The organism is Glutamicibacter sp. BS14 (genome assembly GCF_056934375.1).
On the sequence record NZ_CM167801.1, the window covers coordinates 2,268,727 to 2,292,426 of the forward strand.

A 23,700-nucleotide genomic window follows, 5' to 3' on the forward strand; every position below is an offset into this window, starting at 1 on the left:
GCTTCTATTTCATATATTCAGACACGCTTCTCCGGTCTCGCGCGGCAAGGCCGGACTCTGGGCGTGTGATTCGGCTCACTGGTATTCAGGGGCTGGTTTGAAATCACCAGAAATGCACGGGCTCATTCGAAGGGGAGTCGTGGCGCCGGGGAATCGATTGAAAGTATCTGTTTCAAAACTATTTCGCTTCACAACTTGGTGGCCGTTGCAGGTCGGTGACGCGGCGGGCGGAGGAAAATATTCCTGTAGAAAATGCTTGAAGTGTGTGTTTGACTGTTTCCCACGAGTGCAACAGCACCCCCATCGATAGTGGCAAAGAAGCCACTGGACAAGGAGTTAAATCGTGCAGATTCGTTCTCTAATTACGGATTCATCCAAGGGCAAGGGGCGCCACAAGCTGGCAAGCGCCGCGGTTCTTGCAGGCGCGCTGATGCTCGGCGTGGCACCGATGGCCTCGGCAGCGCCGACGACCACTGGTGGCGACGTCGAGTCAATCACGATCTCGGAACAGAAGGCTGACGCAGCGGTATCCTACTGGACCGCGGATCGGATGAAAGCCGCAAAGAACGCAGATTCACTCGTAGCTGGCAAGTCGGGTTCGGCTGCCAAGGTTGAAGCCGGCAAGCCGGCCAAGGTCGCCGGTCATGGCGCGCAGGCGGCAGCCGGAAAGCAGGCCCAAACGAAGGGTGGCAAGACTCGCGCTACCCAGGAAACACCGGTTTCGCACATCGGCAAGGTGTTCTTCACTCTCGGCGGATCAGACTACGTGTGCTCTGGCAACGCTGTCGTCTCCGCCAACGAGTCGACGGTCTCCACCGCTGGCCACTGCCTGAATGAAGGACCCGGTTCATTCGCAACCCGTTGGGTCTTCGTTCCAGCCTATGAAAACGGCAAAGCACCCTACGGTTCCTTCGCAGCGACCGAGCTGGTGGCACCAACTGAATGGTCAAATGGCGGGGACATCACCTATGACACAGGCTTCGCCGTGGTCAGCTCCAGCGGTGGTGCGTCCTTGACTGATGCTGTTGGCGCTTCGGGGGTCGCCTTCAACCAGGCGCGCGGAGAGTACTACACTGCTTACGGCTACCCAGCTGCTTCGCCATTCAACGGCGAGACCTTGCAATCGTGCAGCGGATACTCCAGCGACGATCCGTTTGGCCAGTCCCAGTCCCAAGGCATTCCATGCAACATGACCGGCGGCTCGTCCGGTGGCCCATGGTTCCTGGGGAGTGGATCTAACGGCTACCAGAACTCTGTGAACAGCTTCGGCTACAGCTCGGTGCGCGACACCATGTTCGGACCGTACTGGGGCTCGGTGATCCAGCAGGCATACCAGAGCGCGCAGAACTAAGCACTAATAACCCAGCAGCTGGACATCGATGGGGATCCAGCTGCTGGCTGCAAGTAGATGGGAAGAGAAGATGACCGACGGAAATTCGCCAGCTGCCGGGTCAGAAGACTCGGTCCAGAAGCATCGTCTTGAGTCCAGCGCGGAAGACCAACTGGAACACTTCACCGGCGAACGTCGACGCGCGGCTCGGCCCATGGAGAAAACCGTCCAGTCTCCACCCGAGACGGATGACCCTGATGCGGGGGAGGAGCAAGGGCAGAAATAGCAAAACCGGTTGCCATCCCGATGACGGGATGGCAACCGGTTTTTCTGGTTCAACTGCTATTCGGTTTCTTCAGCCGGAGCCAATTCAACGTTGGTGACAGTCATTTCACCGTCGGCTTCAACCAGGGTCAGCTCACGGGCGTTCGCCGCGGACTTCAAGTCCTCGAATCCTGCCTTGAGCTGCGCAACCTGAGACGCTGGAGCGTGGATCTCGCCCGAGAGCACTTCGGTACGCTGCTTGACCTTCGCATCGGACTTGGCCTTGCGGATGCCCGAGAGAGCGACGCCAACCAGTGGCAGTACCGCCGGGTCGGAGCCCTCCACTGCAGCGGACAAGTGCCCGGTGCTTGGCCACTGGGTCAGGTGCACCGACCCGGTGCGCCACCAACCCCAAACCTCTTCGGTAGCGAATGGCAGGAATGGCGCGAACAGCCGCAGCACGGAATCAAGGGTGGTGGCCAGGGTAGCCAGAACCGACGCCTGCTCGGCTTCGCCGTGGCCGCCGTAGGCGCGGTCCTTGACCAATTCGACGTAGTCGTCGGTGAACGACCAGAAGAACGACTCGGTGATATCCAGCGCGCGAGCATAGTCGTAGTTGTCGAAAGCGCGCTGGGCGTCTTCGATAACGGTCGACAGGCGAGCGAGCAGCGAACGATCCAGCCCGTTGGTGACTACCGAAGCGTCATCGGTCAAGACGTTGGCGTCGGTCGCGCCCAAGTTCAGCACGAACTTCGAGGCGTTGAGGATCTTGATGGCCAGGCGGCGGCCGATCTTCATCTGGTTGATTTCATACGCGGTATCGGCACCCAGCTTGGCACTGGCCGCCCAGTAGCGTACGGCGTCCGCGCCGAACTTATCCAGGACTTCGTTAGGTACAACCACGTTGCCCTTGGACTTGGACATCTTCTTGCGGTCCGGATCCAGGATCCAGCCCGAAATCGCAGCGTGCTTCCACGGAGCGTTGCCGTGCAGGGAATCTGCGCGAACCGCGGTGGAGAACAGCCAAGTACGGATGATGTCGTGGCCCTGCGGGCGCAGGTCGAAGGGGTAGACCTTCGAGAAGAACTCGTCGTCACGGCCCCAACGGCCAGCGATTTGCGGGGTCAGCGAGCTGGTTGCCCAGGTGTCCAGGACATCGGCATCGCCAATGAAGCCGTTAGCGGAGCCGCGCTGGTCCTCGGTGTAGCCGGTCGGCGCGTCTGCTGCCGGGTCAACCGGAAGCTGGTCGATGGTCGGCAACAGCGGCGCATCGTAGTTCGGTTCGCCGTGCTCGTTGACCTGGTACCACACTGGCACTGGTACGCCGAAGAAGCGCTGGCGGGAAACGAGCCAGTCGCCGTTCAGGCCCGAAACCCAGTTTTCGTAGCGCGAGCGCATGAACGACGGGTGGAAATCAATTTCCTGGCCGCGTGCGATCATCTGGTTGCGGCGTTCTTCATCACGGCCGCCGTTGCGGATGTACCACTGGCGCGAGGTCACGATTTCCAGCGGCTTGTCGCCCTTTTCGAAGAAGTTCACCGGACGGGAAATCTTCTTCGGCTCGCCATCAAGCAGGCCCGCGTCGGAAAGCATCTCGACGACGGTTTCCTTGGCGGAGAACACGGTCTTTGCCGAAATCTGGGCGTACGCTTCCTTGCCGGCCTCGGTGGTGATCCACTCGGGGGTGTCTGCAAGGATGCGGCCGTCGCGTCCAATGATCGGACGGGTTGGCAGCTGCAGTTCGCGCCACCAGGTCACGTCGGTCAAGTCGCCAAACGTGCACACCATGGCAATGCCAGAACCCTTGTCGGCCTGGGCCAATGGGTGCGGGTGGACGGTGACGGGAACTCCGAAGATCGGCGAGGTCACGGTCTTGCCGAACAAGTGCTGGTAGCGCTCGTCATCCGGGTGGGCCACTAGCGCGGCGCAAGCAGCGAGCAGTTCCGGGCGGGTGGTCTCGATGAAGACCTGCTCGCCGTTTTCAGCGTCGAATGCATAACGGTAGTAGGCGCCGGGCATTTCCCGGTCTTCGAGTTCGGCCTGGGCCACTGCGGTACGGAAGGTCACGTCCCACAGGGTTGGAGCTTCAGCCATGTAGGCGTCGCCCTTTGCCAGGTTGTCCAGGAAGGCGCGCTGCGAAGTTGCACGCGAATTGTCGTCGATCGTGCGGTAGGTCATGCGCCAGTCCACCGAAAGGCCCAGGGTGGTGAACAGCTGCTCGAAGACCTTTTCGTCTTCGACCGCCAGCTCTTCACAGATCTCGATGAAGTTCTTGCGGCTGATGACATCCCAGTCGCGCTGGTTCTTCGCAGGCTTTTCCGGTGGACGGTAGCCCTCGATGTACGGCTTGGTCGGGTCGCAACGGACGCCGAAGTAGTTCTGCACGCGGCGCTCGGTAGGCAAGCCGTTGTCATCCCAACCAAGTGGGTAGAACACGTTCTTGCCGATCATGCGCTGGTAGCGAGCCAACACGTCGGTCTGCGTGTACGAGAACATGTGTCCTACGTGCAGCGAACCCGAAGCGGTTGGCGGGGGAGTGTCGATGGAGTACACGGCTTCGCGAGTCGTGTCCTCATTGAAGTGATAGGTGCCCTCGGTGCGCCACCGGGACGAAAGACGTTCTTCCAAGCCTTCCAAAGCGGGCTTGTCAGGAACGGAAACCGTTGCGGGCGTGTCTGTGCCCAAGTTTTCTTCTGCCATACGTCTATTCTTCCATGTTTTGCCCGGCGCACAGTCATTGTTGCCCATGGCTTGCACCACGCCGCTGTCCAGCCGGGACCAGCTGGATCAAAAGCCTGTGCCGGACCGGCGGCCCTTGGCTCAGCCGTCCTGCCGCGAACGCCGAATCGCCTTGTCGCCCGCACCAGCGGCACGGTGCACCCGGGCATAGCAGCGCCGTCTGGCGTTGGCGCATTCCTGCATGGCTCCGCTTACGCAAGATATTCCCTCCGATTGCATTCCTCCGGCAGCCGCGCCAGCTGCACGTTACCGCCGCGCAGTAGGCGCAGGCGGGACAGCATCGGCCATGGCCCTGGCGGCACCGCCGACGCTCGCCGCCCTGGATTCCAGGCCCTGGCCCGGAAGAAAATCTTGCCGCATGAAATGTAAGAGAAATTCATGCCTTACCAACTGGTAATGATCTGGTTCTACAGTTGACGTATGACAATTACAGATAAGACTTCTTCCCGTTCGGCCGTTGTTACCGGAGCTTCCAGCGGAATTGGCCAGGCAACAGTCCGTGCGTTGCGCGCACAAGGATGGACCGTCTTCGCAGTAGCCCGCCGGGCAGACCGCTTGGAAAAGCTCGCCGCTGAATGCGGTGCGATCGCGGTGCCAGCAGATGTCAGCGTGCAGGCAGATGTCGACGCACTGGTAGAAACGGTCACCGCGCATGGCGGCGCAGATACGCTGGTCAATTGCGCCGGCGGTGCGCGTGGAACCGAAACCTGGGCCGACGCGGTCGATGACAACTGGGACTTCATGTGGCAAGCCAATGTCATGGGAACCATGCGCTTGACCCGTGCACTGCTGCCCCAGCTTCGCGAGGCGCGAGGCACCGTCTTGAACGTTACCTCCACCGCCGCACTGGCCAGCTACGAAGGCGGCAGCGGCTACAACGCGGCAAAGGCCGCTGAACGTGCCATGACCCAGGCGCTTCGTCTTGAAGAAGTCGAGAACGGGCTGCGGGTAATCGAGATCCTGCCCGGCCTGGTGCAGACAGAAGAGTTCGCGCTCCGTCGTCTGGGAAGCCAGAGCGCCGCCGACAACGTCTACGCCGGTGTGGAGAATCCCTTGACCGGTGAAGACGTTGCCGAAGTCATCCGCTATGCGGTCAGCGCCCCGGCCCACGTGAATCTGGATGAAATTGTCATCCGCCCGCAGGCGCAGGCCGCCAACCACAAGCTAGTGCGCAGCGCCAAATAGGCGCCCAACAACATCGGTGAGGATCAATTCATGAGTCAAGCGACCCAGCAGAAGATACATGTTGTCGCAACATCCCACGGCACGGACAACGCCAACGGGCAGCAACTAATCCATGATCTGCGTGCCGACCTGGAACGGCGGAGCGAAGAGCGATTCCCGGTGCAGCTTGTCTGGCACGAAGCCTATGTGGATGTCCAAGAGCCCCGGCTTGAAACGGTTATCGCCGGTTTGCCTGAAGGCGAGCCGGCAGTGGTCTTGCCGCTGCTGGTCTCCGACGGCGTTCATACGACGCACGACATTGCGCAGGCGGTCGCCTCGCGCGCGGGAACCTCCGCCGCCCTGCCATTGGGTCCGCTGCCGGAGCTGGCCCAAGTCCTGGCGCAACGCGCCGCAGGGCACCTGGCCAACGACCCGCTCGTTGTCTTGGCGGCGGCGGGCACGAGATTGGAAGTCGGCCAAAACCAGGTCAAGAATCTCGCCGAGCAGCTCGCTGTCCTATTGGAGCGCGAAGTGCAGGTGGGCTACTGCGCAGGGGCCCAGCCGCGGATCGCTGACGTCGTGGGAAATGCTGCCGCGCGTCCAGTGCTCGTGCTCAGCTCGCTGCTCGCCGACGGATTCTTCCAGCAGAAGCTGGCTAGCACGGGGGCAGGCGTGGTGACAAGCCCCCTGCTTCCTGACGTAATGATTGCTCAATGTTTCCTTGTGCGACTGCAAAAGGCGCTCGAAGAGGAGCTTTTCATGTCTCCAGATGACGAAGTCCTAACTCGTTAGGCAACGCGTAGCCATGTGACACCGGCAGGTTGCCGACCTCCTGGGGGCAGTTCCTACGCTGGTGGACATGACGCAGACAACCACACCAGTTCGCTCCACAAGAGCGGCAAAACCCAACGGCCAATGGAAAATCGACGGCCCTGCCCCGTTGAATGCCAACGAAGAGATGAAGGCCGCCGACAACGGCCTGAACGTGCGCCAGCGCATTGAGGAAATCTACTCGAAGCAGGGCTTCGATTCCATTGAACCCGAGGATCTGCACGGCCGCTTCCGCTGGTGGGGCCTCTACACCCAGCGTGCCCAGGGGATCCCCGGCGGCAAGACGGCGACGCTGAGCCCAGAAGAACTTGAAGACCGCTACTTCATGCTGCGCGTGCGCATCGACGGCGGCGCCCTGACCACCGAGCAGCTGCGCGTCATCGGCCAGATCTCCACCGACTTCGCCCGCGACACCGCCGACCTGACAGATCGCCAGAACGTCCAGCTGCACTGGATCGACGTCGTCGATGTCCCGGAGATCTGGCAGCGGCTGGAAGCCGTCGGCCTGCACACCACCGAGGCCTGCGGCGACGTGCCCCGTGTCATCCTCGGCTCTCCGGTGGCAGGCATCAGCAAGGACGAGATCATCGATCCCAGCCCGGTGATCGCCGAAATTTCCCGCCGCTACATCGGCAAGCCGGAATTCGCGAACCTCCCGCGCAAATTCAAGACCGCCATCACCGGCCACCCAAGCCAGGATGTCGTCCACGAAATCAACGACATCGCCTTGATCGGCACCGTCCACCCGCAGCTCGGCCCCGGATACGACCTGTGGGTTGGCGGCGGGCTGTCGGCAAACCCCCGCCTGGGCGAACGCCTCGGCGCCTTCGTGACCGAAGAGCAGGCACCGGATGTCTGGGAGGGCGTAGTTTCCATCTTCCGTGACTACGGGTACCGCCGCTTGCGCAACCGCGCACGCCTGAAGTTCCTGCTGGCCGAATGGGGCACGGAAAAAATGCGCCAGGTGCTGCAAGATGAGTACCTGGGCTACGAGCTGCCCGACGGCCCGTTGCCGGAGCAGCCCACCGAAGCAGGAGACCACAGCGGGGTCAACGAGCAGAAGGACGGCAAGTTCTATATCGGGTTGACCGCTCCGGCTGGCCGCGTATCCGGTACCGCGCTGACCGGCCTTGCCGATTTGGCCGAAGCCCATGGATCCACCCGGCTGCGCACCACCCCGCACCAGAAGATCATCGCCCTGGACATCGCCGAAGAGCAGGTGCAGGACTTCGTCGCTTCGGCCCGCGCCCTGGGCCTGGAGGCATTCCCCAGCTTGTTCAAGCGTTCGGCCATTGCCTGCACCGGTATCGAATTCTGCAAGCTGGCCATTGTGGACACCAAAGACACCATGATTGACGCGGTAGCAAAAATCGAGGATCGCCTGGCCGACCACGAGGGCAAGCTGCCTCGCCAGCTGTCTCTGCACGTCAATGGCTGCCCGAACTCCTGCGCCCGCATCCAAACAGCGGACCTCGGATTCAAGGGCCAGCTGATTACCAACGACCAGGGAGAACAGGTCTCCGGATTCCAGGTTCACCTCGGTGGCACCCTGGCCGGTTTCGAAAATGGCGAAGCCGCCCTGGGGCGCACGGTGCGCGGGCTCAAGGTCGCGGCTGATGAATTGCCCGAATACGTGGAGCGGGTAGTGAAGAACTACTCGGCCTCGGCTGCCGAAGGGGAATCCTTCGCTGCCTGGGCCCACCGAGCTGAAGAGGATGAGCTGAAATGAGCAAGCCGACCCCAGTACGTACCCGCAGCGAGGCTGAACTGCGGCGCATCGCCAAGCTGGGCGCCGCCGAGCTGGGCGGGGATGCCACAGCGGACCAGGTCGTCGCTTTCGCAGCTGAGCACCTCGACGCCGACGAGGTAGCGGTGGCCTGCTCGATGGCCGATGCCGTGCTGCCGCACCTGGTCTGCGCGCAGCTGCCCAAGGTCGATGTGCTGTTCCTGGAAACCGGTTACCACTTTGCCGAAACCCACGGAACCCGCGACGAAGTGGCTCGCACGCTGGACGTGAACATCGTCGACGTGCTGCCTGCCTTGACCGTGGCCGAACAGGATGCGAAGTTCGGCAAGGACCTGTTCTCCCGGGATCCGGCCGCCTGCTGCCAGCTGCGCAAGATGGACCCGCTGGCCAGATCCCTGTCCGGATATAGCGCGTGGTTCACCGGGGTACGCCGTGACGAAGCTGAGACCCGCATCAACACGCCCCTGGTCGCTTTCGACGAGAAGCACGGACTGGTCAAATTCAATCCCGTGGCGCCCTGGAGCTTCGATCAGCTGATCGACTACGCCACCGGGCACCAAGTACCCGTGAACCTGCTGCTGTCCAACGGCTACCCGTCCATCGGATGCCAGCCTTGCACCCGGCCGGTAGCCGAGGGCGAGGACCCGCGGGCTGGCCGCTGGGCCGGGCTGAATAAAACCGAATGCGGAATCCACGTCTAAGGAGCGAATCATGACCATCACCGCTAACGCGCCCGCAGGCACCCAGCGCAGCGTCCTGGACGCCCTGGAAGCCGAAACAATCCACATCATCCGCGAAGTGCTCGCCGAATTCGACAAGCCCGGACTGCTGTTCTCCGGCGGCAAGGACTCCGTAGTCGTCCTGCACCTGCTGGCCAAGGCCGTCTCCCCGGGCCGCGTGCCCATCCCCGTCGTGCACATCGATACCGGCCACAACTTCGCCGAGGTGCTCAACTTCCGCGACGCGGTCGTGGAAAAGTACGGGCTGAACCTCGTCGTCGGCTCCGTGCAGGAGTACATCGACCGCGGAGAGCTGGCCGAGCTGCCCGACGGCACCCGCAACCGCCTGCAGACCCGGGTCCTGCTGGACACCATCGAATCCAACGGCTTCGACGTGGTCTTCGGCGGGGCGCGCCGCGATGAGGACAAGGCCCGCGCCAAGGAGCGCATCCTGTCCCTGCGCGACGAGTTCGGCGTCTGGGATCCGCGCAACCAGCGCCCGGAAATCTGGAGCCTGTACAACGGGCGGCACGAGCCGGATTGGCATGTGCGCGCCTTCCCGATCTCCAACTGGACCGAACGCGATATCTGGGCCTACATCCAGCGCGAGAACATCGAGCTGCCGCCGATCTACTTCGCGCACTGCCGCCAGGTCTTCGAACGCGACGGCATGTGGCGGGCACTGACCAGCGTCAGTCAGCCCAACGCCGATGAGCCGGTCGTCGTCAAGCAGGTGCGCTACCGCACCGTGGGCGACGCCAGCTGCACCGGTGCGGTGCTCTCCGCCGCCGACACCGTGGCGAAGGTGCTCGATGAATTGGCCGTCGCCACCATCACCGAACGCGGAGCCACCCGCGCCGACGACCGTGTTTCCGCCGCGGGAATGGAAGACCGCAAGACCGAAGGGTACTTCTAAGATGACCACCACACTATTGCGCATCGCTACCGCCGGTTCGGTCGACGACGGCAAGTCCACTCTCGTGGGCCGCCTGCTCCATGACGCCAAGGCCATCCTCGCCGACTCGCTCGATGACCTGGCCCGTACCAGCGCCGAACGCGGCTTCGGCGGCAGCGCCGGAACCCTGGACCTCGCGCTGGTCACCGACGGGTTGCGCGCCGAACGCGAGCAGGGCATCACCATCGACGTGGCCTACCGCTACTTCTCCACCGACAAGCGGTCCTTCATCTTGGCCGATTGCCCCGGACACGTGCAGTACACCCGCAACACCGTCACCGGCGCGTCGACCGCAGACGCGGCGATCGTGCTGGTTGACGCGAGGCACGGCGTGCTGGAGCAGACCCGGCGCCACCTTGGCGTGCTCGCCTTGCTGCGGGTTCCGCAACTGGTCATCGCCGTGAACAAGATGGACCTGATCGACTGGGACGAAGCGGCCTTCAGCCAGATCGAGGCCGAAGTACTCGCGCTCGCCGGAGAACTCGGCCTGAAGTCAACCACCGTCATCCCGGTCTCCGCGCTTCAGGGAGATAACATCGTCGATCCTTCGGCTTCCGCGCACTGGTATGCCGGCCCGACCTTGCTCGGGCTGCTAGAGGACATCGAGCCGCGGCTCGGCGGGGGCACTGCCCGTCTGGATGTCCAGTACGTGATCCGCCCGCAGGGCGCCTTGGCTCCAGGCCTGGACCCGGACGCGTACCGCGACTACCGCGGATATGCCGGAACTCTGGTTGACGGCAGCTTGGCCGTGGGGGAGTCCGTGCAGGTGCTCTCCAACGGCCAGCCGGTGAGCAGCCGGATCAAGGCCATCAGCACCCCTGCTGGTACCGCGCACCGCGCCCAGGCCGGCGACGCCATCGTTGTCGAGCTGGAGACCGACTTGGATATTGCCCGCGGCGACACCATCGTCGCCGGCGAACTGCCAACCGCGCACCGGGAGTTCCAGGCGAACATCTGCGTATTGGACCCAGTGAAGCTCACTAGCGGCCAACGGCTGTTGATCAAGCACGGTACCAAGGTCGCCGCAGCCAAGCTGTCAACCATCGAATACGTCATCAACGTGGCCGACTATTCGCAGCAGCCCGCCCACTCCTTGGAGCTCAACGACCTGGGCCGGATCACCTTGCGCAGCCAGGCAGCGTTGGCCATCGAGCAGTACGCCACCTCGCGCACTGGCGGAAGCTTCCTGCTAATCGATCCAGCTACGGGGCGCACCCTTGCGGCGGGGATCATCGAGGAAAATAATGAAGCAGCCTGATGTTGGCCAGCCAACAAGAAACCAAGGGCGGGTCCGGCTGACGGCTCATGGGCAGAAGACCGGCTTCCGAGGACGCTTCCTCGGGCTGGCGGCGGTCGGAGCATTGAGCGCAGTTGCTGTGGCGACGACGTTTCTTCCGGGACCAAATGAAGTACCAGCGCAGGCGGCACATCACGGACCGGCAGATGAGCTGAAGATTGGCTATTTCGCCAACCTCACCCATGCTCCGGCCTTGATCGCCCAGTCCGAAGGTCTTCTCCAAGATCACCTTGAAGAAGACGGTACCAGTGTCCAAAGCCAGATATTCAACGCGGGACCGGCAGCCGTAGAAGCCTTGAACTCGGGGGCCATCGACGTCGCATATCTGGGGCCAAACCCGGCGTTGAACAGCTACCTGTCCAGCGATGGCGAGTCGTTGAACGTGGTGTCCGGCGTCGCCTACGGCGGAGCCAGCCTGGTTGTCGACAAGAAGATCACTAAGCCCGAGGAACTGGCCGGCAGCAATCTGGCCAGCCCGCAATTCGGCGGAACCCAGGATGTTGCCTTGCGCAGCTACCTGAAGGGCCAGGGCTTGAAACAGGACGCCACAGTGACCCCGAGCTCCAATGGAACCGTCGCACAGCTTTTCGGCCGCGGTGAAATTGACGGTGCTTGGCTTCCGGAGCCCTACGCTTCATTGCTAGTCGAGAAGAACGGGGGACACCGCTTGGTGAATGAAGCCGAGCTCTGGCCCGACGGCAAGTTCCCGACAACGGTTCTGGTGGTCTCCAAGGAATTCATGGCTAGCCATCCGCAAACCGTGCAGAAGCTGGTCGATGCAAATACCCAAGCCATCGATTGGCTCAATCATGCGGACGGAAAACAGAAGTTGGCGGCTGTGCAGAAAGCTTTGGTCGAAGCCAACGGAAGTTCCTTTGACAAATCAGTGATCGCTGAAGCCTTGAAGCAGGTGCACTTCAGCGAGGACCCCCTGCCTGAAACCTACCAGTCACTCGTGGACCACGCATTGGCCGTAGGAGTGGGGTCTGGCGGTAACGCAGACGGACTCGTGGATACGCGTTTTCTTGAACAGCAGGAGAAGTAATGGGAGTACGGCTGAATGAAGTTTCCCTGAGCTATCCAGGCACTGGCTTGGTCATAGATCGCCTCAGTGCAGAAATTGAAGACGGAGAGTTTATCGCTGTCTTGGGGGCCTCAGGCTGCGGCAAGTCGTCCTTGCTCAACATGATTGCTGGGTTACTGCCGCCCAGCTCCGGCTGGCTTGAAGTACCTGAAGACGGCGCGGCATTCATGTTCCAGGATGCCAACCTCCTGCCGTGGCTGACAGCCAGCGAGAACGTTGACCTGGCGCTCAAGCTCGCGGGGAAGCCAGCTCCGGAACGCCAGCAACGCGTCGAGGAACTGCTCAACCTCGTTCAGCTGGGGCATGCAAGCGGCAAGAAGCCGCATGAACTTTCTGGCGGCATGCGCCAACGCGTAGCTTTGGCCAGGGCTTTGGCTCAGGACCGCCAGGTTCTGTTGATGGATGAGCCATTTGCCGCCCTGGACGCCATCACGCGTGACATGCTCCATGAGCAGTTGCGGGCCTTGTGGAGGCAAACGGGCAAAACCATCATCTTCGTCACCCACAATGTGCGTGAGGCGATTCGCCTCTCCGGCCGCATTCTGGTGCTTTCTTCGCACCCCGGGCGCATCCTGGAGACTCGCCGGATCACCGGCGAACTCCGCAATAACCCGGCCGAGGCCGCCGCATTGGCCGATGAACTAACCACGATTCTCAGAAAGGAGCAGCGGAAACATGAGCTCACTGACAGAATCTCGAACTAGGTTCAAACCCGTGCGCGTTATCAAGCTACGCCCGAACAACCAGCTCGATTCATGGGTTGCCCCCTTGCTCACTGTGGTTGTGCTTCTGAGCCTGTGGCAAATTATTTCCTGGGCAAGCCCACTGCGCGAAGACCTTTTTCCCGGTCCACTGGCTGTCGCGGCTAAGCTTCCGCAACTGCTGGCAGATGGATCATTGGTTGCGGCCGTGGGCAATTCGTTGTTCCGCGCCGTGAGCGGATTTGCGATTGCCGTGATTATTTCCACCCCGCTGGCGTTGCTGCTGGCGCATCAGCCGCTGTTGCGCAAGGGGGTGGGGCCACTGGTATCGGCCATGCAGGTATTGCCCTCTATTGCGTGGGTTCCCGCAGCCATCATTCTTTTTGGCCTGAGCGATGCGACCATCTACACGGTTCTGCTGCTCGGCGCGATTCCATCCATCATCAATGGCCTGCTCGCCGGGATCGACATGATTCCAGCGCAGTACAAGTCCTTGTCTAAGGTGCTCGGTGCCTCCAAATGGGAGCATGTGCTGCACATTGAGCTGCCAGCTGCCATGCCAGGGTATGTAGCCGGACTGCGTCAGGGCTGGGCTTTCGCCTGGCGTTCGTTGATGGCTGCCGAATTGATTGCCGTGGGCGGTTCACTGGCCCTAGGCGTCGGTTCACTGCTGCAACGGGGCCGCGATCTGGCAGACCTGCCATTGGTCATGCTGGTGATCTTGACCATCCTGCTGGTGGGTGTGCTGATCGAATTATTATTTTTCGCTCCGATTGAACGCAAGCTGTTGCGCGATCGAGGAATGACCCGAACGGGAGAAAACTATGGCTAAAGGGCATATCACCCTGATTGGCGGTGGACCGGGGGATCCCGAGCTGATTACCATCGCCGGCTATAAGGCCCTGCTTGCCGCGGAAGTGGTTTTGGCCGACAAGCTGGGACCTACCGCGTTGCTGGCAGAACTTTCCGATGATGTGGTTGTCATCGATGTGGGCAAGTCACCAGGCTGCCACGTCAAAACCCAGGATGAAACCAATGAATTACTGGTCAAGTACGCTTTAGAAGGTAAGCGGGTAGTTCGCCTCAAAGGTGGCGACCCGTTTGTACTTGGACGCGGCGGCGAGGAACTGCTCCACGCCGCGAAATACGGGATCCCTACGCGTGTGATTCCCGGCATTACCAGTGCAGTCTCCGTGCCCATGGCCGCTGGCATTCCCGTCACGCACCGGGGAATTGCGGCCGGTTTTACCGTAGTCAGTGGACACAGCGAACTCGCGGACGTGCCGATCCGCTCTGATCACACCCTTGCGGTGCTGATGGGAGTATCGAATTTGCCACAAATTGTTGAGACATTGCTTACCCGTGGTTTACCGTCAAGTACACCGATTGCGATAGTTGAGCGAGGTTACTCACAGACGCAGCGCACAACTATCGGTACGCTAGAAGGGATAGTAAAGCGCGCCCGCAAGGCCGCAGTGGCGAATCCGGCCGTTATCGTTATTGGTGACGTCGTTCGGCTAGCCCCGGAAGCCTCCGACCAACTGGTAGACCTCCTGCCGCTAGAGAATGCCGATGCCACCGCGCCGGCCTCATTCGTTGACTAAGAAAGAGAAGTTGTTTGATGAGTGAAATTATCGTCCCTGAGCACCTCCATTCCCGGGCGCTGCGTGTTGCCATCGTTGGTGCCGGTCCGGCCGGCATCTACGCCGCTGACCTGCTCAACAAGAGCCAGCCGGTCGCATCGGGCGAACTGAAGCTGCACGTTGATCTCTTTGACGAGCTTCCTACGCCATTCGGTCTGATCCGTTACGGAGTTTCCCCGGATCACCCGCGTATCAAGGGCATCATCAACGCCCTGCACAAGGTGCTGGACAACGACTGGATCGACTTCTACGGCAACGTCGGCTTGGGCCGCGACATCTCGCTGGAAGACCTGCATACCCGTTACGACGCAGTGATCATCTCCACCGGCGCCCAGAAGGACGCTGACCTGAACATCCCAGGTGTCGATCTTGAAGGGTCCTTCGGCGGCGCCGACTTCGTGTCCTGGTATGACGCACACCCAGATGTTGACAAGAATTGGGACCTGTCCGCCAAGGAAGTTGCTGTCATCGGCAACGGCAACGTTGCCCTGGACGTGGCCCGCATCCTTTCCAAGCATGCTGACCAGCTGCTGGAAACCGAAATCCCTGAGCACATCTACGAGCAGCTGAATGACTCGGCCGTCACCGACGTGCATGTCTTCGGCCGCCGTGGCCCGGCCCAGGTGAAGTTCACCCCGCTGGAACTGCGCGAACTCTCGCACTCCAAGGACGTTGACATCGTCCTGTACCCAGAGGACTTCGAGTTCGACAAGGCTTCGGATGAAGCCATGAAGACCAATAACCAGACCAAGACCATGGTCTCCACCCTGACCAACTGGCTGATCGAGCAGGAAGAGCGTGAAGAAGCTCCAAGCGCCTCGCGCCGCCTGCACCTGCACTTCCTGCAGTCGCCAGTCGAGGTATTGGGCGAAGATGGCAAGGTCACCGGCTTGAAGGTGGAGCGCAACGAGCTCGACGGAAATGGCGGCGCACGCGGCACCGGCGAATTCGTCGAGTACCCGCTGCAGGCCATCTACCGTGCCGTCGGCTACTTCGGTTCGGCAGTCGACGACATTGAATACGACGGGGCCAAGGGCGTTTTGCCCAACATGGAAGGCCGCGTGCTGAACGCGTCCGGCGCTCACGTTCCCGGCCTGTATGCCACTGGCTGGATCAAGCGTGGCCCGATTGGGCTGATTGGCCACACCAAGGGCGACGCCCTGGAGACCATTACCCACTTGCTTGAAGACCTCACTAAGCTGGCGCAGCCGGATTCTTCCCAGAAGATCTCGGAACTGCTCGAAAGCCGCGGCGTGAACTTCTCCAACTGGGATGGCTGGAAGAACTTGGACGCGCACGAGAAGGAACTGGGCGCCGCAGCCGGCACCGTTTCGACTCGCTTCGGCGAGATCACTCGCGACCGCGTCAAGGTCGTAGAGCGCGAAGCGATGATGGAATTCTCTTCGGCAAAAAAATTGGTTGAGAGCCTGTAAGTTTCACCCCGGGCTCTAGCAACTATGGGCGATGTCCCTCGGCAAATCATTGCTGGGGGACATCGCCCATTGCTGTACCTGGCGCAGGTGTCAGCGGAGTAGGGTGTTCCAGAGATAATCTTCGCCGACAACAGGGATGCAGTAGTCGCGTGCTTTCTTGGCTTTGCCGGAGAGCGAGTCAGGATCCGCGGCCACCAGCAAGGCTACTTTCTTGGTGATCGCGCGATGAGGGGCGAACCCTGCGGACGCAAGCTGAGCTTCAATCTCCGAACGCGGACGAGTCATATCGCCGGTGAGCACCACCATGGCGCCGAGATCGATCTGATGATTGCCCTGAGGCTCGCGGATGGGTTCGTGATCTTCGGAAGCCACCGGCGCCACCTTGGCTACCTCGATTAGCTGCGGCGGAAGTCCTAGCAATCCGATGACTTTCGCCAGATCGGCTATTTCGTCTTCGGTCAGTACGCCATCGGACCAAGCCGTTGCGACAAGCTGTTGGAAGTACAGTTCGTGCAATCTCAGCGCTTGGTGCTTATCCAAACCAATTTCAGTGGCGGCCTGGAGCAGCTGGGCTTCTTCATGGGCTGATACGTAGCGGTCCATCAAAGCTAAATCCAGTACGGCCAAGTAGTTCTCCTCCGTAGCCGTGCCCGAAAATTCCGGCAACCGGGTCGCAAGCTTTTCCAGAAAATGCCCGGCAGATTCAGCTCTGTACTGGGACCGCTTAACTGGAACGACGCGCGAGCGCGGCGTTGAATCAAACCACCGCCCTGTCGAGGCTAAACGCAGTCGTCCGTCCCATTCTGGTTCATCGGGATCCAGTTCCATGTAGCGCGAAAGCAATGTCGCTGTGGCCGTCGCATCTCCCACTGCGCTGTGAGCCTGTTGCAACTCGATGCCAAAGGAATCGCAGCAGTCTTGAAGCGAGCGGCCTGCGCCTTGCAGGTAGCGGTGGGACATTCGCATGGTGCACATTCCTTGCGCCAGGAAGGTCTCGGGCACCGGCAGGCCGCACTTGCGGAATTCAGCCTCAAGGAATCTGGAATCGAAGGAAAGATTGTGTGCCACGAGCACTGTGCCCGATAGCCTCCAATGCAGTTCTTCTGCCAGATCCTTGAAGCTGGGTGCATCGAGCACGTCGCGGCTCTGGATGCCATGGATTGATTGCTTGCCAAGATCGCGTTGCGGGTTGATCAGTGTTTCCCACGAGTCGACAATCGTGCCCTGCCGATTCATGGTGACTATCGCAATTTCGGCGATGCGGTCGTTCCCTCCGGGGAACAGGCCGGTGGTTTCGGTATCCACGATGGAAAAGAATTCGTCGCTCATGACCGCTCCTGGGAGAAAGATTGTTAGTTCAATCTATAGCAGCAGCGGATCATTTTATCCTTAGCCAAGTGGCCAATCTTGGGGTCCTGGCGGTGGGTGCCAGAAGCGCGAGCGAACTCGGCCCAGACGATCTTCGTCTGGACCGAGTGTCAGTTCCGCTGTGGTACTTGGCTGGGCTAGCCGGCCATCTCGACCTTTTGGGTTGGCTTCGGGGTGCCGACACTGCGGCGCAGCATGATGAACAGCAAGATCATGCCTGCGGTGATCGACATGTGGCCAAGACCCGCGATGCCCGAGATCATCTTGGACGACTCAACGCCTAGTACGGTCATGATGCCGTGGGTGAGCTGCATGCCCGCGGTTAGGATCACGCCCGCGTTGTAGGTGCCCATGAACCACGCGAAGAGCTTGCGGTGCTGGCTCAGGCCGAAGGCCTTTTCCAGAAGGAGCACCAGCAGCAAGATGATGAAGCCCAGCACCAGCAGGTGGGTGTGGACTACGGAGAGCTGGGTCCACTGGCCTTCAGGGAAGCCGTTCATCTTGGTGAGTTCACGGTAGAAAAGACCGGAAGCTACACCGAGGACCATGTAGGCGAAGGAGAAATTCACGAGCTTACGCATTGATTTTGTTTTCTTTCTGAACGGTTGGTTCTGCAGTTGCTTCTGCAGCGGAGGAAGTTGTGCCGAAGAGTGGATGCTTGCCTGAGCCCAGGACTGCGAACAGCGCCGGGAGCAGCAGGGTGCGAACGACGAAGGTGTCCAGCAGGACGCCGAGTCCTACGATCAGGCCGAGCTGGCCTAATACCGTGAGCGGCAGTGTTGCCAGTGCCGCGAAGACACCTGCTAGCACGAGCCCGGCACTGGTGATCACCGAACCGGTGCGGCTTGCGGCCAGTACCACTGCGTCGCCCAGCGCCAGCACCTGCGAGTCTTGGCGGACTCGCTGGGTCAAGAAGATGGTGTAATCCACGCCCAAGGCGACCAAGAAGACGAAGGCCAGCAGCGGCACCTGGACATCCAGAGCGTTGGCCTCGAAGACCACCGAGGAAACCAGGGAACCCAAGCCGACGGCGGCGCCCGCGCTGAGCAAATTCACCAGACCCAAGGCAAGTGCGGTTCGCCAGGAACGGGTCAGCCAGCCGAGCATCACGAAGCAGATGACCATGATCAGCGGGGCAATCACGAACAGGTCGCGCAGGTGCATCTGGTGCGAATCAAGCTGTTCGGCGCTCTGCCCGCCAATGAGCACCTGCCCGGTACTGCCGGTTGCCGCAGCACCGCGCAGGTCCGCTACCAGGTCCTGTGCCATGGCCGAGCTGGGATCGACAGCCGAGATGACAGAGAACTGCTGCCATGGCGTGGTGCCGAGCTGGGAGGATTCGCCAACACGCTTGACGTTGTCGACTCCAGAGAATTCATCTCGCAGGACCTGGACATCGGTTCCCTGCGCCAACACGGTGATCGGCTGGGTTTCACCTGCGGGGAAGTGCGCTGCCAGGGTCTGCATGGCACTGGAAGACTCGGTGGCGGTACGGAACTGCTGGGTCTGGTCCAGGCCGATACGGGTGCCGGTCAACGCTCCAGCCAGCACCATGAGCAAGATCGCCAATGCTGCCAGGTTCAGACCCGGACGGGTCATCACAGCACGAGCAGCACGTCCGAAGAAGTTTTCCTTCTTGCTTTCCTGTCCCGGGCGGGGGACCAGCGGCCAGAATGCCGTGCGCCCGGCGAAGGCCAGGATCGGTGGCAGCGCAAAGAGCACGAAGAACGCAGCGATCAGCAAGCCAGCGGCGCAGACGATGCCCAGCCCGCGGGTATCTTCCATGACGGCCAGTCCCAAGGTCAGCAGGGCCAGCACTACGGTGAGGTTGGAGGTCAGGATCGCTTCGAAGCTGGCCGCCCACGCCTTGGACAGCGCCTGGCGGTGGTCAGTATTCTTCTGCAGTTCATCGCGGTAACGGGAGATCAGCAGCAAAGCGTAGTTGGTGCCGGCGCCGAAGACCAGCACGCTGAGCACGCCGGAGTCGAAGTGCAGATTGAAGGCGTTGCCCAGCAGGTTCGCCACCAGGGAGGCGCTGCGATCGGCGATGGCAACAACGACCAGCGGGATCAGCCAGAGTACCGGCGAACGGTAGGTGAGGATCAGCAAGACTGCCACGATGCCCACCGTGACGGCCAGCAGGGTGAAGTCCGCCCCGGCGAAGGCATTGGTGATATCTACTGCGAAGGCGGTAGAACCAGTGACCTGCACGGCCAGCCCCTGAATGGGATGGGCCTGGATCCAGTTGCGGACCTCATCCAGCTTCTGGCGGTCGGCCGTATCGGAGACCGTATCCCAGGTGAGCGGAACCATGGCTGCCTGCTGGTCTTCGCTGGCCATGGTGCGGCCGGCGGACACCTCCGCGTCGTGGCCTAGCGCCGCGGTCTGCTCATCAAGGGCAGCGGTGTCGGCATTGCTCAACGCATGGCCATCGGTGCGGTTGGCCACCAGCAAAGCCGAGCTCTGGGAATCGCTGGTGTTGGCATCCAGGATTTCGGCGACCTGTGCCGATTCGGAGGCTTCGACCAGGGAGCTGGCCGCACGGGTTGGGGCTTGGATGCTGCTCAGCGCACCAAAGAGAACGAGAACTACTGCAAAGATGCCGGCGGCCCAAATGCGGGCTCCGCGGCGGTTGGTCAGCGAATCGCCGATCCGGGGATAACTGGAACTTTCATAGTTCCAGTTAACGAGATTTCGCAGGTCAGGCCATCGTGGAAAGGGGTGAGTAAAACTTCAATCGAAAGGTTGAGATGCACCCCGGCGTGTCACCGGGATTCTGTTGATCAGCTACAGCAGTCCGTGGTCTTTGGCCTTGTTGATCGCGTCGGTACGCGTAGTTGCTTGGAGCTTGTCGAAAATGTGGACCAGGTGGGTTTTGACCGTCGCCTCCGAGACGAACAGGGCCTTGGCGATCTGCTTGTTGCCGGCACCGGTAGACAGTTGGACCAATACGTCCTTTTCGCGCTTGGTGAGCTCGATTTTGGGACGGCGCATGCCCTCGACAACGCGCTGGGTCATCTCCGGGGCCAGGACCATGTGCCCGGCGGAGGCTTGGCGGATGGATTCGACGATGGTCTGGGCACTGACATCCTTGAGCAGGTAGCCGGCAGCTCCAGCTTCGATGCAAGCGAGCAGCTCTGAGTCCTTGTCGAAGGTGGTCAGGATCAGCACATAAGGCGGTTTGGCCAGTTGGCGGATCGCCGCGGTGGTTTGTGCGCCATTCATCCCGGCACCCAGACGCAGGTCGCAGAGCACCACATCGACGGTGTTGGCCTTGACGAATTCCACCGCTTCCTCGCCGCTGGAAACCTCGCAAATGACAACGATGTCGTCGTAGTTCTCGAACAGCGCGCGCAGGCCGGTCCGCACGATGGGGTGATCGTCGACCAGCAGGATCCGGATCATGAGTTGTCCTTTGCTAAGCGAAGCGGAAGGTGGGCGCACAGGGCGGTGCCTTCACCGGGTGAGCTCTCGACATCCAAACCGCCGCCGAGTTCGCGCAGGCGCTGGTTCATTGCGGTGAGGCCGAAGCCTCCGGTGTGCGTACTGGTTTGAACGCGACCAGTATTGGGAACGAAGCCAATGCCGTCATCGACAATATCCAAACGTACTTCGTCGCCGCTGGACCCCAGGCTGAGCGCCACCGTGGAGGCCTGGGCATGGCGCAGCACGTTGGACAGGGCGGACTGGATGGTGCGCAGCAGCGCGATCTGCACATTCGGATCCAAAGTGGGCAGCCCCGGTTCGATATCCAATCGGGTCTCCAACTTCGAATCGGCCTTGAAATTCTCCAAGACGCGGCCCAAGGCTCCGGCGAGCGCCTGGGAATCGAGTTCTGCCGGAGCCAGGGCGGCGATGATGCGACGCAAATCGGTCAAAGCCTGCCCGGAAAGCTCATCGATGCGGCTCAGGGCCGCCGTGGCAGCTTCGGGATCCCTGGACGCTTCGGCCGCCTTGGCATGCAATCCGATGGAGGAGAGCTGCTGGGCGACGGTGTCGTGGATTTCGCGGGCCAGACGGGTGCGTTCGGTGGCGATGCCAGCCTCATGCTGGGAGCGGGCCAATTCTCCTTGCAGGTCTGCCATTTCCTGCTGGGCTCGCACCAGGGAATCCACCAGGGAAGTACGTGCTTCCGCGTCGCGTTCCATCTGCAGGTATCCGCGGGAGATGCCCCAGGCGAATAGCCCGCCAACCAAGGGGCCGGCTGCCGCTGCCAGTGTAACCGTTGAGTTGTGCAGGTACGGGGCGAGGATGGTGAAGGCATAGACGACGACCGACCACAGGATCGAGGGCACTAAGGGGAGCTGGTGGCCGAGCAACAACCAGAGGCTGAAAGCGAGCCACATGAATTCGGGGGAAGCTGCGAGGCTGGCCACCCAGATGCCCAGCAGGACCGCCAACCACCAGGCTGGCATATTTTTCGCGTGGCTGCGTGCCATGCGAATGAATCCGGCGCAGTACCACGCGATGAACAGGATCGAGATGCCCAGACAGAGCCAGGGGTTCTCCCCGTTGGCGAAGGCCCTGAACAGCACGATGAGGAGCAGGATGAAGGTGACCAGGTGTTGTCCCCAGCGCAAAATTGCGGGGGAGCCGAAATAACGAGGCTGGTTCTGCGGGCCAGCCCAAGACGGCGCGGGAGTGCTCATGGACGCAAGCCTACTAAAACCACGGATCGCGCAGGTGCCAAGATCATTTAGTCCTCGTTGAAGAATTCGGGTTAGAACCTACCGCAGTTGATGCGAAATATTAGTCTTCCGCGACGCGACGCAGTGTGCAAAGATGACGATAGTCGTAGAGCCGGATGTGAGTATTGAATTCATCCCTTGGTAGAAGAGGCGCCAATGTCTGTAAACACGGGAACTGTTCGGCTCTTGGAAGAGCCTGCTGAGGTACAGGTGCGTCAGATATTCAATCAGGTACGGATTGATGGCACGCTGAGTGCCCAGATGCGGTCAACCGTCTTTTGCATCTTCGGATATGACGACGAACTTCAGGCGGATAAGGTGACGTCCACCTGCCTGGAAGCTCTGGGGCGCAAGTTCGAAGCGACTGCTGTGCCGGGAGAACCGCTAAAGCAATTTGTCGTCATTCGCGAAGATATCAGTTCCTTCTTGCGTCTGTTGGATCCTGATTGGCCGGGCGAAGGTTCGTATTCGAAGTCACCACGTGAGCTGGTGGATCAATGGGATCTCGCACATAACCCGCTTCCGCACCTGCTGGCAGCTGGCACCATGATCGAAAACCTTAGGCGCAAGTCCGGTCCGGAGGATAGCAGAGATCCAGATAGCTACGTGTGGATCAAGTTCCCTGTTGAAGCACTCAAGGGAACGACGCAAGATGCTGAACTTTGCAAACAAGGATTTAGCCGATGGATGCAGGAAAATGCGAAAGTTGTTGCTTTTGCACCAGGCGAATCTGAGGAAGAACTGATCCCAGCCGGAACTGATATTGATCAGCTGATTAGCGATCTCGACACCTACAAAAACGTCATTCTCGAAGGTGTCGCTGGAAGCGGAAAAACGCACACCCTTGAAGCGCTCAAAGTCGCCTACAGCAACCGGACGAGCGTTCTAGTCTTCCATCCTTCGACTTCCTACGAAGATTTCGTCGTGGGATTGCGGCCAAAATCAGATTCATTTGAAGTCGTACCTGGGCCATTCTTGCGGATGTGCGAACGGGCGACCAGGGATCCTGAACAGAACTACTTGCTATTCCTCGATGAAATCAACCGAGCTAATACCGCACGTGTCCTTGGCGATCTCCTGATGGTGATCGAACCAAGCAAGAGGTCGGCTGTGCAGGCGGATACTGGTGTGGGGCTGCATGATCCCCTTGAGCATTGGTGTTGGCCGACCGAGAACTTCCACACGGTGCTTACAGACTCTGAACTGCACGAACAACCGAAACTCAACAGCGTGGAATTGCAGACAAGTTTGCCAGGTAACCGTAAGCACTTGGTTGTTCCGCCAAACCTGCACATTATCGGAACGATGAATACAACTGATCGCTCAGTTGGCACTATAGACCTAGCGCTGCGTCGCCGATTCTGGTGGAAGACTCAAGAAGTTCTGGCAGGGCAGCGCTTAGCGATAGCTTTGGGAAAAGATCGGTCTCAAGAACTCGACAAGGTAATTGCGTGGCACGAGTGTGTCAACCAGAAATTAAACGACGAAGTGGGCCCGGATGCACAGCTGGGGCACTCATATTTTTTCACTACCGATGCAACAGCGAAGGACATTGCGGAAGCGCTGGTGCAGCAACTGGCCGAGATCGCCCATATTTTCAATCTCAGCGCTGAAACGGTAAAAGCATTCTTCGATGAGGAAGAAGCCCAGCTGCCGAACCAGATGCGACTCTATGCGCACGGTCGTGGACTTGGACGAAGATTCCTAACAGTTCCATCGAACCGTACCGAATCTTGA

At 60.7% G+C, this 23,700-nt stretch carries 20 protein-coding genes; 14 read left to right on the forward strand and 6 right to left on the reverse strand.

What is annotated here, in order from left to right:
- Positions 1-343 precede the first annotated feature (343 nt).
- Both AC1Z36_RS10780 and AC1Z36_RS10785 read left to right on the forward strand, forming a co-directional pair.
- The gene (locus tag AC1Z36_RS10780) at positions 344-1,351 is read left to right on the forward strand and encodes a trypsin-like serine peptidase (RefSeq protein WP_105658466.1); all 1,008 of its coding nucleotides are present in this window, start codon (positions 344-346) and stop codon (positions 1,349-1,351) included.
- 70 nt (positions 1,352-1,421) lie between these two features.
- A complete protein-coding gene (locus AC1Z36_RS10785; RefSeq protein WP_146112904.1) occupies positions 1,422-1,616 on the forward strand; it encodes a hypothetical protein in 195 nt (64 codons plus the stop codon).
- Between the two features lie 56 nt (positions 1,617-1,672).
- Here the strand turns inward: AC1Z36_RS10785 and valS are convergent, their stop codons facing one another.
- Positions 1,673-4,294 carry a valine--tRNA ligase gene (gene valS, locus AC1Z36_RS10790; protein ID WP_105658467.1) on the reverse strand — a complete coding sequence of 874 codons (2,622 nt, stop codon included), beginning with the start codon at positions 4,292-4,294 and terminating at the stop codon, positions 1,673-1,675.
- A 459-nt stretch (positions 4,295-4,753) separates the two neighbouring features.
- Here valS and AC1Z36_RS10795 point away from each other — a divergent pair, with 459 nt between their 5' ends.
- The 11 genes from AC1Z36_RS10795 (at position 4,754) to AC1Z36_RS10845 (ending at position 15,907) form a co-directional block, all read left to right on the forward strand.
- Positions 4,754-5,518 carry an SDR family oxidoreductase gene (locus AC1Z36_RS10795; RefSeq protein WP_105658468.1) on the forward strand — a complete coding sequence of 255 codons (765 nt, stop codon included), beginning with the start codon at positions 4,754-4,756 and terminating at the stop codon, positions 5,516-5,518.
- 30 nt (positions 5,519-5,548) lie between these two features.
- Positions 5,549-6,289: a sirohydrochlorin chelatase gene (locus AC1Z36_RS10800; RefSeq protein WP_105658469.1), complete on the forward strand. Its 741-nt coding sequence runs from the start codon at positions 5,549-5,551 to the stop codon at positions 6,287-6,289.
- A gap of 67 nt (positions 6,290-6,356) precedes the next feature.
- Positions 6,357-8,057 (forward strand): nitrite/sulfite reductase, encoded by a 1,701-nt coding sequence (locus AC1Z36_RS10805; RefSeq protein ID WP_105661442.1) that lies wholly within the window; start codon positions 6,357-6,359, stop codon positions 8,055-8,057.
- Positions 8,054-8,776 (forward strand): phosphoadenylyl-sulfate reductase, encoded by a 723-nt coding sequence (locus tag AC1Z36_RS10810; RefSeq protein ID WP_105661441.1) that lies wholly within the window; start codon positions 8,054-8,056, stop codon positions 8,774-8,776. The genes AC1Z36_RS10805 and AC1Z36_RS10810 overlap by 4 nt, the downstream gene beginning before the upstream one ends.
- A gap of 10 nt (positions 8,777-8,786) precedes the next feature.
- On the forward strand, positions 8,787-9,710 hold the full coding sequence (cysD, locus tag AC1Z36_RS10815) for a sulfate adenylyltransferase subunit CysD (protein WP_483561248.1): 924 nt from the start codon (positions 8,787-8,789) through the stop codon (positions 9,708-9,710).
- Between the two features lies 1 nt (position 9,711).
- On the forward strand, positions 9,712-11,007 hold the full coding sequence (locus AC1Z36_RS10820) for a sulfate adenylyltransferase subunit 1 (RefSeq protein ID WP_105661439.1): 1,296 nt from the start codon (positions 9,712-9,714) through the stop codon (positions 11,005-11,007).
- The gene (locus tag AC1Z36_RS10825) at positions 10,994-12,091 is read left to right on the forward strand and encodes an ABC transporter substrate-binding protein (RefSeq protein ID WP_483561249.1); all 1,098 of its coding nucleotides are present in this window, start codon (positions 10,994-10,996) and stop codon (positions 12,089-12,091) included. The genes AC1Z36_RS10820 and AC1Z36_RS10825 overlap by 14 nt, the downstream gene beginning before the upstream one ends.
- Positions 12,091-12,834 carry an ABC transporter ATP-binding protein gene (locus AC1Z36_RS10830; RefSeq protein ID WP_105661437.1) on the forward strand — a complete coding sequence of 248 codons (744 nt, stop codon included), beginning with the start codon at positions 12,091-12,093 and terminating at the stop codon, positions 12,832-12,834. The genes AC1Z36_RS10825 and AC1Z36_RS10830 overlap by 1 nt, the downstream gene beginning before the upstream one ends.
- On the forward strand, positions 12,806-13,663 hold the full coding sequence (locus AC1Z36_RS10835; RefSeq protein WP_105661436.1) for an ABC transporter permease: 858 nt from the start codon (positions 12,806-12,808) through the stop codon (positions 13,661-13,663). The genes AC1Z36_RS10830 and AC1Z36_RS10835 overlap by 29 nt, the downstream gene beginning before the upstream one ends.
- A complete protein-coding gene (cobA, locus tag AC1Z36_RS10840; RefSeq protein WP_105661435.1) occupies positions 13,656-14,435 on the forward strand; it encodes a uroporphyrinogen-III C-methyltransferase in 780 nt (259 codons plus the stop codon). The genes AC1Z36_RS10835 and cobA overlap by 8 nt, the downstream gene beginning before the upstream one ends.
- Positions 14,436-14,452: 17 nt before the next feature.
- A complete protein-coding gene (locus AC1Z36_RS10845; RefSeq protein WP_105661434.1) occupies positions 14,453-15,907 on the forward strand; it encodes an FAD-dependent oxidoreductase in 1,455 nt (484 codons plus the stop codon).
- Between the two features lie 90 nt (positions 15,908-15,997).
- Here the strand turns inward: AC1Z36_RS10845 and AC1Z36_RS10850 are convergent, their stop codons facing one another.
- From AC1Z36_RS10850 to AC1Z36_RS10870, 5 genes are all read right to left on the reverse strand, one after another.
- A complete protein-coding gene (locus AC1Z36_RS10850) occupies positions 15,998-17,236 on the reverse strand; it encodes an exonuclease domain-containing protein (RefSeq protein ID WP_105661433.1) in 1,239 nt (412 codons plus the stop codon).
- A gap of 176 nt (positions 17,237-17,412) precedes the next feature.
- Positions 17,413-17,856, reverse strand: coding sequence for a DUF2871 domain-containing protein (locus AC1Z36_RS10855; protein ID WP_181149005.1), 444 nt, complete (start codon positions 17,854-17,856; stop codon positions 17,413-17,415).
- Positions 17,849-19,975 (reverse strand): MMPL family transporter, encoded by a 2,127-nt coding sequence (locus tag AC1Z36_RS10860; RefSeq protein WP_483561963.1) that lies wholly within the window; start codon positions 19,973-19,975, stop codon positions 17,849-17,851. The genes AC1Z36_RS10855 and AC1Z36_RS10860 overlap by 8 nt, the downstream gene beginning before the upstream one ends.
- A gap of 87 nt (positions 19,976-20,062) precedes the next feature.
- The gene (locus tag AC1Z36_RS10865) at positions 20,063-20,680 is read right to left on the reverse strand and encodes a response regulator (RefSeq protein ID WP_105661431.1); all 618 of its coding nucleotides are present in this window, start codon (positions 20,678-20,680) and stop codon (positions 20,063-20,065) included.
- Positions 20,677-21,924, reverse strand: a complete 1,248-nt coding sequence (locus tag AC1Z36_RS10870; protein ID WP_105661430.1) for a sensor histidine kinase — start codon at positions 21,922-21,924, stop codon at positions 20,677-20,679. Before AC1Z36_RS10870 ends, AC1Z36_RS10865 begins: the two co-directional genes overlap by 4 nt.
- A 195-nt stretch (positions 21,925-22,119) precedes the next feature.
- On the opposite strand from AC1Z36_RS10870, the gene AC1Z36_RS10875 reads away from it, so the two are divergent.
- Positions 22,120-23,700, forward strand: a complete 1,581-nt coding sequence (locus tag AC1Z36_RS10875) for an McrB family protein (protein WP_105661429.1) — start codon at positions 22,120-22,122, stop codon at positions 23,698-23,700.